At 47.4% G+C, this 18315-nt stretch carries 17 protein-coding genes; all 17 read right to left on the bottom strand.

The genetic code is table 11. The features are described from left to right. Positions 1–776: 776 nt before the first annotated feature. The gene (locus MHB71_RS27505; RefSeq protein ID WP_340028194.1) at positions 777–2228 is read right to left on the bottom strand and encodes a SulP family inorganic anion transporter; all 1452 of its coding nucleotides are present in this window, start codon (positions 2226–2228) and stop codon (positions 777–779) included. A 514-nt stretch (positions 2229–2742) separates the two neighbouring features. Then, positions 2743–4413, bottom strand: coding sequence for an AarF/UbiB family protein (locus MHB71_RS27500; protein WP_036667829.1), 1671 nt, complete (start codon positions 4411–4413; stop codon positions 2743–2745). Beyond that, positions 4414–4794, bottom strand: a complete 381-nt coding sequence (locus MHB71_RS27495; protein WP_036612779.1) for a phasin family protein — start codon at positions 4792–4794, stop codon at positions 4414–4416. It abuts the gene before it with no gap. Between the two features lie 72 nt (positions 4795–4866). Next, on the bottom strand, positions 4867–5505 hold the full coding sequence (locus tag MHB71_RS27490; protein WP_036667831.1) for a ThuA domain-containing protein: 639 nt from the start codon (positions 5503–5505) through the stop codon (positions 4867–4869). Between the two features lie 43 nt (positions 5506–5548). After that, on the bottom strand, positions 5549–6271 hold the full coding sequence (locus tag MHB71_RS27485) for an SDR family oxidoreductase (protein ID WP_235193706.1): 723 nt from the start codon (positions 6269–6271) through the stop codon (positions 5549–5551). Between the two features lie 178 nt (positions 6272–6449). Beyond that, positions 6450–7949 carry a cobyrinate a,c-diamide synthase gene (locus tag MHB71_RS27480; RefSeq protein WP_076319281.1) on the bottom strand — a complete coding sequence of 500 codons (1500 nt, stop codon included), beginning with the start codon at positions 7947–7949 and terminating at the stop codon, positions 6450–6452. 206 nt (positions 7950–8155) lie between these two features. Then, positions 8156–8986, bottom strand: coding sequence for a uroporphyrinogen-III synthase (locus MHB71_RS27475; protein WP_076319282.1), 831 nt, complete (start codon positions 8984–8986; stop codon positions 8156–8158). A 130-nt stretch (positions 8987–9116) separates the two neighbouring features. After that, positions 9117–10319, bottom strand: coding sequence for an endospore germination permease (locus MHB71_RS27470; protein WP_076319283.1), 1203 nt, complete (start codon positions 10317–10319; stop codon positions 9117–9119). Positions 10320–10375: 56 nt separating this feature from the next. Next, entirely contained in the window at positions 10376–10597 is a 222-nt protein-coding gene (locus tag MHB71_RS27465; protein ID WP_036612790.1) for a hypothetical protein, read from the bottom strand. Next, positions 10590–11789, bottom strand: coding sequence for a Ger(x)C family spore germination protein (locus MHB71_RS27460; RefSeq protein ID WP_076319284.1), 1200 nt, complete (start codon positions 11787–11789; stop codon positions 10590–10592). Before MHB71_RS27460 ends, MHB71_RS27465 begins: the two co-directional genes overlap by 8 nt. A gap of 4 nt (positions 11790–11793) precedes the next feature. Then, positions 11794–13389: a spore germination protein gene (locus MHB71_RS27455; RefSeq protein ID WP_091036071.1), complete on the bottom strand. Its 1596-nt coding sequence runs from the start codon at positions 13387–13389 to the stop codon at positions 11794–11796. A gap of 174 nt (positions 13390–13563) precedes the next feature. Next, positions 13564–13899: a hypothetical protein gene (locus MHB71_RS27450; protein ID WP_340028193.1), complete on the bottom strand. Its 336-nt coding sequence runs from the start codon at positions 13897–13899 to the stop codon at positions 13564–13566. Positions 13900–13943: 44 nt separating this feature from the next. Further along, positions 13944–14645 carry a pirin family protein gene (locus MHB71_RS27445; protein WP_340028192.1) on the bottom strand — a complete coding sequence of 234 codons (702 nt, stop codon included), beginning with the start codon at positions 14643–14645 and terminating at the stop codon, positions 13944–13946. 199 nt (positions 14646–14844) lie between these two features. After that, positions 14845–15258: a DoxX family protein gene (locus MHB71_RS27440; RefSeq protein WP_100528505.1), complete on the bottom strand. Its 414-nt coding sequence runs from the start codon at positions 15256–15258 to the stop codon at positions 14845–14847. Between the two features lie 50 nt (positions 15259–15308). Next, complete coding sequence (locus tag MHB71_RS27435) at positions 15309–16169, bottom strand: M56 family metallopeptidase (protein WP_340028191.1); 861 nt, start codon at positions 16167–16169, stop codon at positions 15309–15311. A 1-nt stretch (position 16170) separates the two neighbouring features. Continuing rightward, positions 16171–16587 (bottom strand): BlaI/MecI/CopY family transcriptional regulator, encoded by a 417-nt coding sequence (locus MHB71_RS27430; RefSeq protein ID WP_036612800.1) that lies wholly within the window; start codon positions 16585–16587, stop codon positions 16171–16173. A 208-nt stretch (positions 16588–16795) separates the two neighbouring features. Next, positions 16796–18259 (bottom strand): catalase, encoded by a 1464-nt coding sequence (locus MHB71_RS27425; protein WP_036667842.1) that lies wholly within the window; start codon positions 18257–18259, stop codon positions 16796–16798. Positions 18260–18315 lie beyond the last annotated feature (56 nt).

Below are 18315 nucleotides of genomic sequence, written 5' to 3'. Positions count from 1 at the left end.
CTGATTCTAACGAATCCAGAGCACCCTATTACGCCAATTAAAGCCGTTTGGATTTTCTAACGAACTCCAGTCACTTAATTACTCAGAAATACCCGCGAAACGGCAACAGTATGGGTGGAATCAGCAAAATAAGATGTCTGAGATTCGTTAGAATAACGAAAACATGAAATAACTCCATATAAGACGCGCCAGGTTCGTTAGAGTTTACACATAGGGAGGACACAAGCATCAACACAGTAACATCAGCTACAGCAATAACAACATTTACTAGAACCAGAACACCAACTACAAAAACTAGAACTAGGAACAACAACAACAACAACCAGCACTACCTATACTTCTACTAGAACTATTACTACAACTTCTACTTCTATTTCTATTTCTATTTCTATTTCTATTTCTATTTCTATTTCTATTTCTACTACAACTACCACTACCACCATTAGAACTACTACTACTTCTTCTTCTTCGTTCTTTTTCTGTTCTCTTCTTCACTGTACACACCACACACTCTAATAAAAACAACGACGCCCTCTCCCCAATTTATTTTAGGAAAAAGTGCGCCGCTGATAGAAAGTATCTTTTTATGTTATCTACTACACAGGGCTGTCGCATGTCTACTCAACACTACTTTAGGACAGTAGCCTTCATAACTTTACTTTATTACTTGTTTAGATCCTTAATTCCAGATTTACTAAACTGTTCATTTTTCACCTTGTCTGCGTAACTACGTTTCGACATTGCACCTTTGGACAACAACCTTCGTTGCAACCAAGTTACGAACCGTGCCCTCCAGCTGTAGCAAACCCACTCCGTTCAAGAATGCGAGTGCTCTCCTCGTTTAACCCGCGCAGGTGCACGGTTTTGCCTAGCTTCGCGTATTTGAACTTCAATTTGCCGATAGCCACAACCGCAGTGTTATCCCAGATATGTGAACCTCCGAAATCAATCGTGATCTCCTTCGGATCGGCCTCTGCATCGAACTCATCTACAAAGCGGGACGAAGAGCCAAAGAAGAATGGTCCGTGAACCCGATATACTTTCTGCCCTTGTTCCTGGCTCGTCTGTACGCGAATCTTGGTCTGTTTCCAGCCAAAATGCAGCACACTGAGCACAACGCCGACCATAACCCCGATCGACAGATCGTGGGTATAGACCACAATCGCCACCGTCACGATCATGACAAAGGCTTCCGCCCGCGGCACGCGAGTTATATTTTTGATTGAACTCCAGTCGAATGTCCCGATACACACCATAAACATCACACCGACGAGTGCCCCCATCGGTACCTGTTTCACCACACCGCTAAACAGCAACAACAGGATCGCGAGAAACGCACCCGCAGTAAACGTAGATAATCTTCCACGTCCGCCAGACTTCACATTAATGACCGACTGCCCAATCATCGCACAGCCGCCCATGCCGCCAAACAAACCGTTCACAAAATTTGCAATACCCTGACCACGTACTTCACGGTTCTTGCTGCTCTTGGTCTCGGTCATCTCATCCACGATGGTTGCCGTCAGCAGAGATTCGAGCAATCCAACCAGTGCCATGGTGAATGAATAAGGTAGCAGAATCATCAGCGTGTCCCAAGTCCACGCAATATTTGGCAAGTGGAACATCGGCAGAGTGCTCGTTATATTTCCCATATTGCCTACCGTTCTTACGTCCAGATGGAACACCACGGTAATAATCGTCATTACGACGATTGCAATCAGTGGAGCTGGAACACCTTTGAAAAACCGTGGCAAAATATAAACGATCGCCAGCGTGCCCGCTACCATCGCATACATAATCCAGTTCGCTCCCGTGAAGTGGGTTAACTGCGCCATAAAGATGAGTATAGCCAGTGCGTTAACAAATCCGGTCAGTACCGAATGAGGCACAAACGTAATAAACCGTCCAACCCTAAATATGCCCAGTAGAAACTGGATAATGCCCGTCAATATCGTCGCTGCAAAAAGATATTCCACGCCATAATCCTTGACGAGTCCAACCATCAGTACCGCCATGGCACCTGTTGCCGCCGAGATCATGCCTGGTCTTCCACCAGCAATCGAGATCACAATCGCAATCGTAATCGAAGCGTATAATCCGACCATCGGATCAACACCTGCAATGATGGAGAACGCAATGGCTTCCGGAATTAACGCCAGCGCTACCGTAATGCCTGCCAGCACGTCTCCGCGAATGTTGCCAAACCATTGTTGTTTTAAAGTATTCATATGTTCTTGCCGTTCCTCCTACGTGTATTCCTTATAATGGACAATCCCGCTGAACAGTAACGGAAGCCGTTCACACTAACCATCTACCCAGGACAGCACAAAACAACGGATTCCTCTCCGCGTCATTCACCTATGCTCATCCCTGAGTTGCATCATTATTTACCATCCATATTGCTTTGAAGGGTTAATATGCACTCATGTCTTTTCCGTTCCAGTGTGTACCGCTGGTGTTCCATTACTGCCTCAGTTGTCTTACTCGTGCGACATCAGGAGCTGATCCTGATGCCAATAGGTTTTCCCCTCTCAGACCGGGTCCGTTAATGTACTGACCTATTATTATAGTCACAGGACCGGATATGTACTAATACAGTTAAGGCGAAAAAACAGAACCTTTTCTTCTATTATCTTAATCTTTCTATAATTTACTCACCAATTCTCTATTCACAAAAAATAACCCGCAAAGATCCTTTGGAGAAAGTCTCTTTACGGGTATTCTTGTGATGTAATGCTGTTGCTAGAACCTTCCCGATTTGAATATCGAATAGAGCAGGAAAGCCACCATCAGAATCGCCACCAGGAAACCAATCTCAATGACCGGAATATCCCACAGCATCGTGGACTGATGACTGATCGACGAACCGATAATCAATCCCACCATAATGATACAGAAGGCGAGTAACACGATACTGAAAGACAGCCGATTACTAATCTGGTCCATTCTACGCATGAGTGCATCGAGTTCAGGGACACTGATCTCCAGCCTCAGCTTACCTTTGCTAATGATGGATGATAACTGCCTTAACTGCCCTGGCAGACCAATGACACTCTCGGCCATATCAGCCGCACTGCGGAACAAGCGATTCTTGATTCTTCCTGCGCTAAAACGTTCCTTGATCAGCTTCCGCCCAAAGGGTTCGGCCATATCTACAATGCTCAATGAAGGATCGAGATGTTCGATTACACCTTCCATCGTCAGCAACGATTTACCAAGCAGTAGAATATCCGCAGGCATGACAACCCGGTGCCTCTGAGCTACGCCGAACAAGTCATTCAATGCCTGACCCACACTGATCTTGGAAAAGGGAATATCGTAATATTTGGTACGCAACTTGTCCAAATCCACATGAAGACCACGCAGGTCCATGTCATCTGGCATCATGCCGAGCTTCTCAATCGCCCGGATCATACTGTCCGTATCTTTGCGCATTAACCCAATAATAAGTGAAGCGAGCTGTTGTTTCATCTCATCACTCAGACTGCCCACCATACCGAAGTCTATAAAAGCAAGACGTCCATCCTTTAATACCATCAGATTGCCCGGATGTGGGTCAGCATGAAAGAAACCCTGAATAAAGATCTGATTTAATAATGAATCCACCAGCCGCTCGGCAATGTTATTCAGATCATGACCGCGTCTGACCAGTTCTTCACGATCATTGAGCTTGATACCTTCGATATACTCCATAGTGAGCACACGGGACGAAGTCTGATCCCAGTAAATTGCCGGGATTTTGACCTTGTTGTCCTGTTGGTACTGCTGTGCAATCTTTTCCGTATTGCGGCCTTCGACTGTATAATCCAGCTCGGCCATCAACGCCTGAGCGTATTCTTCGACCATTTGCGGAATCTGATATTGCTTCACCCAGTCCCAGCGCTTCTCGGCCATGGCTGTCAGCTCACGCAAAATATCCAGGTCACGCTGCACAATACGCGATATGCCCGGCCGCTGAATCTTGATGGCTACCGATTCACCGCTTTGAAGTTTGCCCAGATGCACCTGTCCAATGCTGGCCGCAGCTACAGGGGTATCCTCGAACCGGGAAAAGATCTCCTCCAGCGGTGTATCCAATTCCTGTTCCAAAATACCCCGTGCCGTCTCGGAAGAGAACGGCGGGACCTGATCCTGCAACTTCACCAGCTCACGAATGACAGACTCAGGCAACAGATCTGCCCTTGTGCTTGCGAGTTGCCCCAGCTTGACGAAAGCTGGCCCCAGCTCCTGCAGCACAAGCCTGATGCGTTCACTCAGCGTTTTGGTGGTGTGTGCTTCACGCGACATCCACCGTCTGGGCAGAGCCAGCAGCTGGAACAAGCCCAGCTCCTCGACCATATAACCGAAGCCATGACGCACTAGCGCCATGGCAATTTCACGGTATCTGCCGACATGTTTGATTCGCACTGCCATCTACTCGATCTCGTTTCCTTTGAGAGGAGGAGGAACTTCAAGTGGAGCTGGGGATTCATCAGGTTGAAGCTGTGGTGAGTGGCCCAGTTCGGCAAGTTTTTTCTCCAGAACGGCAACGCGCTGTTCCAGACTGGTTACATCACTTTCGGATGCCACACCAGCTTCCTGAAGCACACGCTTGACCTGTTCTTGAATCACTCTCTTGAACTGGCCTTGTTCTTCATCGCCCCGTTCCAGCAGACGTTCAACCAAAGCTTTGGATTCACCGGGCGCAAGTTCCCCGCGCTTGACCAAATCATCCACGGTTTTCTCAATTTTTTCTTTGCTTACGACAGTAAGACCAAGCCCTAACGAGATCGCCTTTTTGAACAAATCGCTCATTTTTGTCATCCTCCTCTTCGTTGATCTCTATATTATACCCCTTATACTCTGCATGCAAAAATGTCAGTCCGATCAGACGTAACGCGCAGCCCATTTGCCTGCTTGCAGAAGTAACTTCCGGTACGTTTCGTGTGCAAAAGACGGCACATGGTGACCCGGCATCAGATAAACAATACGCCCAACACCATATCGATGAGCCCAAACCGCAGGTTTTGGTCCTTCTTCGGATTGATATTCAAGCAATATCTTCGTTTCGGCAAAAGAACCAAATTCGAACTGATACGGCTCTTCTTCCATTGTGAAATTCGAAATGCCCTCCGTCACGGGATGGCTTTCCGCCGTTACAGTGAATTCAAGCGGTGCATACGCCGGATGATGCAGGAACTTGGCACCGATCATCTGTTTGAGCTCATAACGATTTTGGAGCGAAATGCCGTTATGTATAATGACCAGTCCACCTCCATTACTTACATAGGACAACAAACCTGCTGTCTGCTGTGGAGAGACTTTCCCCTTCCAATCGTCCATGTATGAGATACATACATCAAACCCGGTTATATTTTCTTGCAGTAGCATATTCCGATTCTCACTGCACTGCACTGTCATAGTATCATGGAAAATTCGGCTAATCTCCGCATCCACCCCCTGAAGCGGGTGCCAATCCGGATGTGTATAATCGCCAAGTAATAATGCTTTTTTACGATGATCCATTCAATTAATCTCCTTTCTTGTTCACCTCACTGTATAAAACCAACTACCAGGGGAGCTTCTCTCCCTTGTAGTCCACATATGCGGGCTGATCTCCTTTAAACTGTTCATGGCGGTCGATAAGTACTGCGATATGCTGTGCAGATTGCTCGGGCGTGAGATCCGCAGCAACATCCAATTCGCCCCTCATATAACTCTGTACCCAACCGGGATGCACAAGCATCACTTGTCCGCCTTCATCCTTCAGACCATTGTGCACAAGACGGGCCTGCATGTTCAAAGCAGCTTTGGACATACAATAGGCATACCACCCATCCCGACTGCATTGCTCTATACTTCCAGCCTCGGAAGAGATATCAACAATCAGCTTGACCTGTCCTTGAAGAAGGAGGGGCAACAGGGAATGAGTCACACGCAGTGTACCTAAGGTGTTCACATTAAATACTTCAGCCATCTCCGCCATATTCAACGGCCCGCGGATATGGTCCGTAATACTTCCTAGTATAGCCGCATTATTGATCAGCATATCCAAATGATTCGTATCCAGCTTCAATGTCTCCGTGAACAGTGCTACCGACAGGTCGTCCGCGATATCCAGTTCGATGGCGCGCAGATGGTCAGGATATCCTTCTGCAAGCATACGAATTCCCTCGGAATCTTCCACGTCCAGACCGGCCGCATACACGAGATACCCTCTCTTCAGCATCTGTGCCGTCAAAGCCAATCCCAATCCACGAGCAGCTCCCGTTACACATACGGTTCTCATCATGATGTCCCTCCCTCGCATAATGATTCTGTCTTTTATTCATTCCACATATTCATCTGAAAACCTTTAATTCAGAATAGGATTGCCAACTTCACGACCAAAGACTCAGGAGGTAAAAGCGAGATTAGAGCCATTTTGCTTATTGAATTCAGCTATCTATTTGAGCTATAAATAGCTGTTATTATCTCTGCATATCTCGCTCCTGCCGATAGGCTAAACAATGTTCCACCCATCTTTGAGCAGCTGCCGGATAAGAGCCCAGATGAACGTGCGTATACCCCGCCACGATGTTGCCTGCGGCATATCCCTCTTGCTTCAAGCCACGCATCCCCTTGGTCTCATACGCATAAGGAATCGTTTCTTCATCACGATAGGTCATTGTCGAATAATGAAATTCATGACCTCGAAGTACTTCACCCTTTTTCAGTAAAAAGGAATCCTGAACGCTACTCGCTTCACGGTAGCCAAGCGCAGCGCGCTTCTTCTGCATCTGCACCTGTGCGGGGATAATGCCCGCCATGTCAAAAGTAACTCCCTCTCGGTCGGTCAACGTTTCTCCAAGTACCATGTAACCACCACACTCAGCAAATAAAGGCATGTTGGATTGTGCTGCCCGTCGAAGTCCTTCCAAGAAATCTTGGTTACCGGCAATCTCTGCTGCAAACTCCTCTGGAAACCCGCCACCCAAATAGATGCCATCCACATCTGTTGGAATACTTTCGCCAGCGAGCGGACTGAAGTAATGTAATCGAGCCCCGGCCGCTTCGAGCAATTCCAGATTATCGGGATAATAGAAATTAAATGCCGCATCGCGCGCAACGGCAATGACAGGCTGCATCGCATATGATACATGTCGATTATTAACATGGATCACTGAATTGGAAAGTGGATCGTAATTCGAGCCTGATTCAGCATTAGCCGAATCAGCTTGGGCAGTAGTTGCAGGAATCACTTCTTCTTCATTCAAAGGTGGGGCGCTTGTCGCCAGCTCCAGCAGCAGATCCAGATCGGTGCCTTCCATCAGCACATCGGCAGCCCGCTGAAATAATGGTTTCAATTCACCCCGCTCAATGGCAGGTACAAGTCCCAGATGTCTCTCAGGAATGGACATGTCTTCATCCCGCTTCAGCCAGCCAACCACCGGAATTCCGCACATCTGCTCAATGGCTTTTTTCACAATGGTATAATGACCCGCACTTCCACACCGGTTGACGATCACTCCGGCAATATTTAATTCAGGATCCAACTGTTGAAAACCCAGGACAATCGCGGCCGCACTGCGAGCCATGCTGCGTACGTCCACAACCAGAATCACAGGGGTCTGCGTGACCAGAGCAATCTCTGCAGTTGAGCCTGTATTGCTGAGCGGATCTTTGCCATCGTAAAGGCCCATAACGCCTTCTATAATGGAAATATCATGTCCCGCCGATGCCTTCTCGAACGTATCTCTCACGTATTCAGGCGATGTCATCCATGCATCCAGATTACGTGACGGTCTGCCCGTGACGGCGGTATGATATGTCGGATCAATATAGTCCGGGCCGCATTTGAACCCTTGTACACTCAAGCCACGCTGGGCAAGTGCCCTCATCAGCCCCAAGGTTACTGTCGTTTTTCCTGCACCACTTCCGGTCCCTGCAATGATAAGTCGGGGTCTGGCATTACGATCTGAAATGGTCATCGTCATTTCCACCTTTTCGTCAATATAACAAAAGCCTCTGATCGAAGCACTATCAAGGATGTACATTAATGTTTTAGTTGTAACGTATAAATTCTATAATCTAAACAAAACCGCATCATATAGCGATGCGGTTAAGATTAATGCACACTTTTTATTCATGAAGCGACGCCAAAAGCTTTTTGTCGAACTGATCTAAAAGCAGGCCACTAATCTCTAATCTTGGCCGCACGCCCTGCTGCAAAGTAACGCCCAAGCTCAACGATGAGTGCTCCCATCTTCTCTTCCTCCGGAATGACCAGTGCCTCAATGCCTTCTTCACGCATAGAGTTTGCTGTAACTTTACCTACAGACGCAGGAATTACACCTTGTCTGAAGGCTGCAAGCAACGGCTCAAGCTTGTCCTGGGAAGCCGCATATTGCGTCAGAAATCTAACCTGCGGTCCACTTGTGAACGCAACAGCATCTACCTCGAAATTTAGAATTTCATTCAATAACTGTTCCAGTTCTGCCTCTTCTGGCGGTACATGGCGGTAAGGAAGCACTTGTCTGACGATGGCACCTTGTTCTTCCAACCATGCAACGAGTTTGGGAGCTGTCTCCCCATGAAGCTGCAACATAACCTTTTTCCCTGCGAGATCATGTGGGGTGAATTCTCGGATGAGCCCGTCCGTGCTACCGTCATCATCTCGTACCAGCGGTGTTAGCTTGCGCTTTTTGAGCGCATTCACCGTCTTGTATCCCCTTGCCGCAATTGAGGATTCTGATAATACATCCAACAATTGGCCTGCCACTTCCATATCCTCAGCCATTTCAAACAATGCATCCAATCCCATACCCGTCGTTAATACCGCCCAATCTGGCGGGTCTGAGATCCAGGATACCAGCCCATCCCTGATACTCCGATCATCCAGGAATACGGTCCCCTGTGCCGGTCGCACAAGCGGGATTCCACCCATTTTTTCAACCAGTATGGACATTTCTTTCGATTTTCGTGGTCCTGTCAATGCTACACGTACACCTGCCAAATGTTGAGCCATTCATGTTCCCCCCGTTAGTTCAGCCGAATGTTCATCAGTCTGACTACAGTATACAGGGTACTTCTGTGGAGGGAAACTGTACTTTCCCTCTTTTTGCCCGTTCATCTATAAGGATTTTTGATGGAATGCATCAGGAAGGCTGGAGTTCTCCGCCATGAGAATCTTTCCGTCTTTTCTCTCCGTCCTTCTCCGAATCAGCCGATTTTTGTTCCGGCTCATGTTTCTCTTTCTTTGACTGTTCTCCCGATCTCTGTTGGGTAGATTCTTTTTTATCCTTTTTGCGAGGACGAAGGAAAAGAAACAGCACGATAGGGAACATCACTTCAAATACAATGGCGATCCACGTCCATTCCCGAGTAAAACGATTGAGCTGAATGGCATTTCGGAAGAACCAGAATGCACAGACAAATCCGACGAGGGCAATCGGGCCTGTCAACACCTTTCCCGATACGTTCGGAATGATTCGCTTCAATCCCCAGCAGACAAAGTACAGGTCAAATGCAATCTTCGTGATCATGGTAGGCAAGGTTGCCGCTGCCAGCGCAAGGTCAAACCGATCCAAGAAATCACTGATTTGCAATTGTCTTGCCAGTTCATAGGAGGGATACACCAACCTTGAAGCGATAGGAACTCCAATGGAGGTAATGGTCTCCACAAGGATTAGCATCATCAGGAGTGCAGAGAGGATAATACCTGACACAACCGATTTATATCGAAAATCACTGCCTTTGATAACAAAAGGTAATGCAATCATCTCTCCGTAAAACGAAAATATGTACCAACTCCCCTTGCCCACTCCCGTAACATCAACGTGAAAATACGGCATCAAATTATCCATATTGATCTGTTGAATGAGCATGAAAGGCACAATCACGGAGTTTAAGAGAAACAATGTCACATACAACTCCGACATACCGATTAAGGAGCCGAGCCCACCTCTGACGATAAAAACTCCCATAACGATCAGAGATAACACAATGATGGAGATGGGCGTGGTCTCTAACAAAGTTATGCTGATATAATCCCCCGTTAACCGGATATCCCTCGCAAACACAAAGAAAAAAAACAAAATGTACATCAATCCTGCGAGCCTTCCCAAAAAGGGGAATCGCCCAGCAAGGGCTTGAAATAGATCCTGATCCGGAAATCTCCGCTGGACCCGACTTAACATCCACATGGATGCAAGCATCACTACGACTACAGGTATATACGAGAGATAAGCGTGTTGTTCCGCATAGTAGATAGCTTGCGCGTGAGGCTGAATTAACGTTCCTGAAATACTGAGCAGCAGCACGAGCAGGATCATCTGACGGTGTGTCACTCTCTGATTCATGATATACCTCCTTTCCCTCTCGCGATCTCGCAAACTTAATGCATCCTGTCGACAACCTAGGGCAGTGGCAGTAAGCGCTGGATAACGTGGCTTATCCATACCGACACAAATAAGGTTTTGCTTAGATTAGTCACATAGAACCAAATGCCTGTAGCCACTGCTATCAAACTATAGGATAGCCAGCGATTAATGGCAGCTGCCTGTTTTAAATGTCTGAAATCCATCAAAATGACCACGATTACCATGGCCAGGAAGGTAAATAAGAGTGGTTTAATCATGTACAACTTCATCCTCTCCGACGCCAATTGGTTTATTGCTCACCCCAACGTTTTCAATAATGACATGGGGAGTAACCGTCACCTCGACTTCAGGGTATATGTCATCCCAGCGATCCTTCATCGTGTCCCACTTGGCCGGCAGATGTTGATGAATGGATCGACCGATTCCAAGAATGTCCGCATGATATTTTCCCTGAACCAACCGGACACCTTCCTCAATATCCAATTTTATTTTCTCGTGAATGGCTTCATTTATCTTCAGAATCTCATTCTCACGTCGGTCACCATAATTGGATTCGTTATCTACGAGAACTCCTTTGGCATATAATTCAATATTCACGGTGACCTTATCAGCCTTGATACTGGGATGTAGTGAAGCGTTGTTCTCGTTCAACTTGATGAACATATCTCCATCTCCGCCAGGAGCTTTAACCATAATCTCCGGCGCATTGGCTTCGCCCATAGCAAGAATGAGGGCATCAGCTGGAGCTTTGTCGATCATGCCAACCAGTTTATCTTTTTTGAAGATGGCCAATCCATCCAGCTTGATGTTTGTTTTGGCGTCCTTCCACCCTTTTGGAACATTGGTCACTTTCGAAGCGACCGGCAGGAATGGATCCACACCTTCACTAAGAATGGCATCTATAAACGTTTTAAGTGAACGTGGATTACGCATATTGAGGAAACACAGTTCCCGCACCATCTCGGATGGAAACTTCTCTATAGGTGCATCCGTATCCATGACCTCATATGCTGCACCTTTTGTGACCACTGGCAATGCAGAGAATCGGTTCAGCGGATAACGCGTAAACAGATCAAGCATGGAGGCCACGCCATCCCGGGCAAGCTCCTCACCAATAAGCATCGTACGGCGATGCGCATAATAGATTCTTCGTGAGAGTTCCTTTTGACCTTCAATAGATGTACCATGCAATGATTTGGCTGTATTGGATAACATGAACCAGGATTTATCCCCACTCGTGCCGCCTCCGCCTCCTTCACTACCGGAAGAACCGGATTGTCCCGGCAGAGCAATCTGAAGACTGGATCTGTAATTGTCCCCCTCCTTATCAACAGCAATACCAATCACAAAGGCAACATCGTTAATCTCCTTACGATCCCAGCAACCTGAAATAAAAGTGGTACATAACAACAGCGCTATCACTGCCCGGTACTTATATATGAACTGCATGGGTTCACCACCCTTCCTCAGCTTCAGGGGAACCGTTGATCTTTTCGGTCATCCGTTTCTGATCCCGATGTACCGTAGAAGGACGATTGATCATTTTCCACCATGGCACACGAATGAGAATGTCTTTGGTATCTGTTTTACTGTACGGGCTAAGACCGGAAAGATATGGGACACCGAACGAAGTCATCTGTGTCAGATGCACCGAAATCAGGACCAAACCGATTACAATCCCGTATAGTCCGAGCATACCTGCCAGTAACATGATCGGAAATCGCAGCAGACGCACCGTAATCGCGAAGTTAAATCGCGGAATCGTGAAGGAAGCTATACCTGTCATGGATACGATAATAACCATCGGTGCGGATACAATCCCCGCTTGAACTGCGGCCTGTCCGATCACGAGTGCACCGAGGATACTGACAGCCTGACCCACTGTCTTGGGTAACCTGACCCCCGCTTCCCGGAGAGCTTCGAACGACAGCTCCATAATGAGCGCCTCAACCAAAGCCGGAAAAGGAATGGCTTCCCGGGCACCTGCGATACTTAGAATCAGCGTAGTTGGCAGCATGTCCTGATGAAATGTTGTAATAGAGATATACAAGGCTGGCAGGAACAGAGCGATGGCTACGAATAGGAAGCGAATCCACCGCACCAGATTACTGATGAAGAATCGCTCGTAATAATCCTCGCTGGCTTGCAGCATCTGCCACATCGTGACTGGAGCAATCAGCGAGAATGGGGTTCCATCTACCATAATGGCAAAGCGTCCTTCCAACAGATTGCCTGCAACGGTATCCGGCCGCTCCGAGTAGTGCATCTGAGGAAAAGGGGAATACGGATGATCTTCAATCAATTCCTCGATATAACCCGTCTCCAGGATGCCATCAATATTGATTTTTTCCAGACGTTTCTTAACATCTTGAATCGTTTTTGGATCGGCAATACCTTCCAGGTAGGTCAGCACAATATCTGTCTTGGTGTCTGTTCCAAGGGTCATACTCACCATCTTGAGAGCAGGTGTTTTCAGCTTGAACCGCAATAAGGCCGTATTCACACGGAGCGTTTCGGTAAATCCCTCCCGCGGTCCCCGAATCACGGATTCTGTCTGCGGTTCCTCCACACCACGTCTGACGCCACCTTTGACATTGAACATCCAGGCTTTGTTACTTCCGTCGACCACCAGAAGGGCAGAGGATGCCAGCACCCCTTCTGTCGCAGCAGCCCAGGTATCCACTCGCTTCACCTGTGTTAGCTCAACGGTTGTATCATCCAGTGGAACATCAGGTTCATCTGTACGCTGCTGTACCAGCCCTCGAATAATCGGACGCAGCATGTGTTCCTGGATATCAGCCGAATTAACAATGCCTTCGATATAGACCAGAAGTCCTTTCACTTCAGGCGTAATCATGACGTTGCGAAAAACCACATCAGAACAATCGGAGAAGATTTCCTTTACCGCCTTAATCTGAGTTTCATGTACTGCACTAATCGGCTGCCGAAGAAAAGGCGGGGACGGCAGTCCCAAAGGAATATGTTTTTTTTCTTCTGAAGCTCGTCCCGGTTGCCGGGACTTGTCTTTCCCAGATGTTTTGTCCGCCATATGCCGCCCCTCCGTTCTTGTTTTTATACAAGGTAGCTTGTGCCAGACAGCAGGGAATTATGTGGTCTTTTTTGCAAAATTACGATTAAATCCTCTGCGTTTTCAGACAGCAAAAAGGCCTCTGTATTTAACAGAGACCTCTGGGATGTTCCAAGTTCTATAGGTACTTATAAGTTAATCCGCAAAATAATCTTCAGGCACATAACGAATCTCCGACTTCGCATAGATGCTTAGCGTGTGACTCTCCCTGTCGTACACTACCCGTTCACCATCTACGTAGTACCAGTGTTTCAAAAGGGGCTGATCCTTGCGTTGGACGAAGCGAAATACATTCAGTTCCTGTCTAAGCTCCATAATCTGTTCCACAATGTGCTCGTCCAGACCCGTAACGGTAAATATGAAGCCTGTACCCTCCTGTTGGAACCGATAGGACAGGGAATCTGTTTTGCTATTAGCTAATCCTCGCCCGGTCACCGCATGTTTAACCATAAACCATTCCTGTTGCGCCATACGTGTATATCCTCCTTCATCTTGGAGTTGATTTCATCAGCCATCTACGGCAAATCAATAATCATATAGAACGTATCTTCGTTTGCTTGCAGTTCGATTGAATCCCGCTGTTCCACACGAGCCGTGTCGCCTTCGTTCAACAGGTACTCTCCGTCCAATCTCAGTTTACCTTCGATGGAGAAAATATACATTCGGCGGCCTGCATCCTGATTAAAGGTTAACGTTTCGTCTTTGGCTAATCGGCCAAGGTAGATCGTCATATCCTGATGAATGGTCGCAACTCTTGGTCCCCCATCTGGGGATACAATCGGCACGAGTGCTCCTGCCAATGCCGCTGGATCAAATGATGTGGTCTCATAGGAGGGCTCCAACCCTTTTGTCTGTGGCATGAACCAGAGCTGAAGCAAACGTACTTCTTCGGTATCGGATGCATTATGTTCGGTATGAATCATGCCACTGCCTGCTGACATCCGCTGGATACCACCAAAGCCTGTAACGGCTACATTCCCCAGGTTATCTTCATGTCGCAACTTGCCGTTCAGTACGATGGATACAATCTCCATGTCACTATGCGGGTGAGCCCCAAAACCGCGACCAGGCGCGATCACATCGTCGTTCGCTACCCGCATCGGTCCAAACGCCGTATTCTCCGGGTCTTGGTATTCTCCGAAAGAAAAGCTGTGACTGCCACGGAGCCAGCCTCGATCAAAGCTGGAGCGGGCATCGGATGGAATGACGTTAATCATAAAATGCATCCTCCTTATTTTTTCTTAGTAGCATACTTATTCTCATTGTAACAAACCATAGGCATGTCGTCCAAACGAAAAAAGTTCTCTACTGATCAGCCCGGTTCGCAAATCAATTCCCGAACCGGCCTGGCCAATAAAGAACCTCGTTACAGGACTCATCCTGCACTTCATTATTTTTTAGCGATCGTTAGTCAAATCAAGCACTCACATTCTGGCGAGCGTTCCCCTGTCTGGAGAACAGATAATCCACGGCCAGGAGGCGGCTTCCTGTGAAGAGCAGTGTCAGGGAACCCGCAAGAAGCAGGTAATCTAACTCGGTACCACTCAGGAACGGCTCACCCACTTTGGCTGTAAACAGAACGCCAACCATCACGATGGCAAACAGGGCAGCAAACACACGTGTTCCCAGACCCAGAATCATCGCTGCACCACCTACCAACTCAATGATGGCTACAACGGATGCAAGAAATCCGGGAATACCAATGCTTTCGAAAAAACCTACCGTACCGCTGATTCCACCTTCAAATTTACTCCAGCCGTGCAATACAAAGATCAAACCGATCATAATCCTTGAGAAAAGTAATCCAATCTCTACACTTTTATTATTCATGTTCATCTTCCTTCCTCATTATATTTGACTTCACATTTAGCCCAATTAATCTATCCGATGGACCAAACAAACAAGATAGACAGCAATAGAAAAACAGTAGCCGACATCAGAACAGCATAACGTGGCAACCTCAGCGTCACGTCCTGTTCCGGGTCCAGCAGACGTGAAATTCGGACATTCACCGACGTATCCGCAAATGAGGATTGAACGGTCAGTTCTTTGGCCCCCCAAGGTTCAGGACAAGCACGGAGCAACTTGAGCAAAGCACTGCCAATGCCAGCCACATTGCCTGTACGCTCAATGGCCTCATTGTCTGCCAGAATTTCTCTAACAATATTGTAATGTTTCGAAGTATGCTTCAATACAGGAATATACGGCATCATGATTGCAAATACCGATAACAGTGTTGTCTTCAGTGGGTCACGGTGCCACAGATGATGGACTTCGTGGTACACAACTGCAGTCTCCTCTTCTGCATCCAGCATCGTCAGAAGCCCCGTGGAAAGTACGATGCAAGGTCTCCATAGACCAATTGTAAATGCAACCGGAGAATGCTTGTCCACTACAATGAATCCTGGCTGTCCGAGATGGTGATACTTGGACTCCAGTTCGTGAGACAATGCACGCACCTCCATGGAGCGAAGTTTACGTACGGCTGCTCTGGTTTTCATCATACGCACCATTAACAACCAACCTGTTCCCGCAAATGTCAGCAATACCAGTGCCAGCAGGAAATGTCCCACGGATAACCATCCCAGTCGACTCATCCAATGATTGCAGAGCCAGAGCAGGTTAAACGGGATATCCCAGCCAAAAATTTTGTACATCGCGTACATGAACATCTGCATGAACACGAGTAACGGAATGCCAAACCCGACGGTAAACAAAAGTTTCGAGCGGGTCTTCCACATCTTAATCGCTATCCTTTTTCCATTGTTTGATCTTCTGTTCCAAGCGTTCAATCAGACCCGCATCTGCTTCGTCCAGCGCATCCAGCATATGATTCAATGCCAAAGCTCCGAATTCATCTACCAACTCATGTGACAGTTCCTTGGATTGGTCGTTCATAAACTCCTCCTTGCTCTGTACCGGTTGGTACAAAGATGTTCTGCCCTTTTGTGACTTTCCGAGAAGTCCCTTGTCTACGAGCCGGTTCATCACGGTCATGACTGTATTAAAATTGACGTCTTTGTCTTGTTCAAGTGCGGTCTGCACTTCACGGATGCTGCTGCCAGGATGAGCCCATAAAATGTCCATAATCTTGGCTTCCAGCGGACCGAAAAATCGGTTGAGCCCACGCTCACCCACTTTGAAATTGTGTATTCTCATTTTCTGACACCCCTCACACTACCCATTGTAGTGCCATCAAATGAGAAGTCAACCTCTATGTCAGCTATTTTATGTAAATGATTTGTAAATTTGTTTTCCATTTCAGTAAAAAAGGCCAAAGACCGGGAGTTCCGCACGTTCGCGGTTCTGCCCGGTCTTCAATGAATATCAGTCCGTATGATGTTGTAGAACATGTTCAAACTGTACTTTATTTTCCATCCTGTGACGGCATATGTGCAGAAATATCCACGCCGAGTCCATGAGCTAAACGTCCGCCAAGCTGTCCATCCGCTCGGAAGAAGTGGCACAGGGCACGCATTTGAATATCAACAGATACGCCCTTAAGGTCATTGATCAGATTATCAAGCAAATGCTGCTGCTCTACAGGAGTAAATGAACGGAAAAGCTCACCTGACTGCGTATAATCATCCGTCTTCTCGATTTTCTCTCTTGTAACATGCCCTTGCAACGGAACCTGACTGTCCCGGTATGCCGGATCTTCTTGCGGGCTGTTTCCTGAACTGTTGGGTTCATAGTTCACCGGAGATGGGTCCTGATTCACATTCATGAGTCCATCACGCTGATGATTACGAACGGGTGCGTACGGGCAATTCACCGGAATTTGCAAATAGTTCGGTCCAAGCCGGTGACGCTGTGTATCTGGATAGGAGAATAAGCGTCCTTGCAACAATTTGTCTTCGGAAGGCTCAATTCCGGGTACAAGCGCACTAGGAGAAAAGGCCGCCTGCTCCACTTCAGCAAAGAAGTTTTGTGGATTCCGATTCAGGGTCATGGTCCCTACCGTATGGAACGGCAATACATCTTCAGGCCATGTTTTGGTTGGATCGAGAGGATCAAAAGCAAAATCATCCATTTGCTCCGGCTTCAAGAGCTGTACCTGAAGCTTCCACTGCGGGTATTGCCCGTTCTTGATATGTTCATGCAGGTCCCGGGTAGCATGATTAAAGTCCTGCCCCTGTACCTCGGCAGCTTCCTGACGAGAGAAGCCTCGCACGCCTTGTGCAGACTCCCATTTGTATTTCACATAGTGGACCTGTCCCTGTGCATTAATCCATTTGAAAGCATGTACGCTGAAACCATCCATCTCCCGATAACTTGCTGGTGTGCCCAGATCAGAGAACAACCAGGTCATCATATGTGTTGATTCCGGTGAGAGGGTCATAAAGTCCCAATATCGGGCAGGTTCCTGAATGTTTGTATCCGGAGCCGGCTTCAAGGAATGCACCATATCAGGGAACTTCATCGCATCACGAATGAAGAAAACGGGCAGATGATTACCGACAATATCATAGTTGCCTTCCCGTGTGTAAAATTTGACGGAAAATCCACGTGGATCTCGTGCAGTCTCGGGTGATCCCGTACCATGAATAACGGTTGAAAAACGAACCAGCACATCCGTCTCCGTACCTGGATCTTGTAGGAAGTCAGCTGTTGTATACTCCTTCATACTTTGCTCTAGCGTGAATACGCCATGAGCACCTGCTCCTCTTGCATGAACCACCCGTTCTGGAATACGTTCACGGTCAAAGTGGGCTATTTTCTCAATGAGATGGTAGTCTTCAAGCAGTGTCGGCCCTCTTCTGCCTGCTGTGCGGGAATTCTGGTTGTCACCTACAGGTGCTCCCTGATTTGTTGTCATACGTTCTGTCATCATGTCGTCCTCCTCTAATGGGTCTCACGGCTGTTATATATCTACTATTAAAATCA

It is taken from the genome of Paenibacillus sp. FSL H7-0940 (assembly GCF_037979415.1).
Lineage (GTDB): Bacteria > Bacillota > Bacilli > Paenibacillales > Paenibacillaceae > Paenibacillus > Paenibacillus amylolyticus.
Note: the sequence above shows the minus strand (reverse complement) of the source record. Positions and strands in the feature narration are given on the sequence as shown.

Bases quoted from the DNA above. Each gene is read 5' to 3' on its own strand.
- MHB71_RS27430 (WP_036612800.1), bottom strand. From the start codon at position 16,587: ATGAGAATACACAATTTCAAAGTGGGTGAGCGTGGGCTCAACCGATTT.
- MHB71_RS27455 (WP_091036071.1), bottom strand. From the start codon at position 13,389: ATGGCGGACAAAACATCTGGGAAAGACAAGTCCCGGCAACCGGGACGA.
- MHB71_RS27490 (WP_036667831.1), bottom strand. From the start codon at position 5,505: ATGGATCATCGTAAAAAAGCATTATTACTTGGCGATTATACACATCCG.
- MHB71_RS27480 (WP_076319281.1), bottom strand. From the start codon at position 7,949: ATGACCATTTCAGATCGTAATGCCAGACCCCGACTTATCATTGCAGGG.
- MHB71_RS27505 (WP_340028194.1), bottom strand. From the start codon at position 2,228: ATGAATACTTTAAAACAACAATGGTTTGGCAACATTCGCGGAGACGTG.
- MHB71_RS27445 (WP_340028192.1), bottom strand. From the start codon at position 14,645: ATGATTAACGTCATTCCATCCGATGCCCGCTCCAGCTTTGATCGAGGC.
- MHB71_RS27460 (WP_076319284.1), bottom strand. From the start codon at position 11,789: ATGCAGTTCATATATAAGTACCGGGCAGTGATAGCGCTGTTGTTATGT.
- MHB71_RS27425 (WP_036667842.1), bottom strand. From the start codon at position 18,259: ATGACAGAACGTATGACAACAAATCAGGGAGCACCTGTAGGTGACAAC.
- MHB71_RS27450 (WP_340028193.1), bottom strand. From the start codon at position 13,899: ATGGCGCAACAGGAATGGTTTATGGTTAAACATGCGGTGACCGGGCGA.
- MHB71_RS27440 (WP_100528505.1), bottom strand. From the start codon at position 15,258: ATGAATAATAAAAGTGTAGAGATTGGATTACTTTTCTCAAGGATTATG.
- MHB71_RS27465 (WP_036612790.1), bottom strand. From the start codon at position 10,597: ATGATTAAACCACTCTTATTTACCTTCCTGGCCATGGTAATCGTGGTC.
- MHB71_RS27475 (WP_076319282.1), bottom strand. From the start codon at position 8,986: ATGGCTCAACATTTGGCAGGTGTACGTGTAGCATTGACAGGACCACGA.
- MHB71_RS27495 (WP_036612779.1), bottom strand. From the start codon at position 4,794: ATGAGCGATTTGTTCAAAAAGGCGATCTCGTTAGGGCTTGGTCTTACT.
- MHB71_RS27500 (WP_036667829.1), bottom strand. From the start codon at position 4,413: ATGGCAGTGCGAATCAAACATGTCGGCAGATACCGTGAAATTGCCATG.
- MHB71_RS27435 (WP_340028191.1), bottom strand. From the start codon at position 16,169: ATGTGGAAGACCCGCTCGAAACTTTTGTTTACCGTCGGGTTTGGCATT.
- MHB71_RS27470 (WP_076319283.1), bottom strand. From the start codon at position 10,319: ATGAATCAGAGAGTGACACACCGTCAGATGATCCTGCTCGTGCTGCTG.
- MHB71_RS27485 (WP_235193706.1), bottom strand. From the start codon at position 6,271: ATGATGAGAACCGTATGTGTAACGGGAGCTGCTCGTGGATTGGGATTG.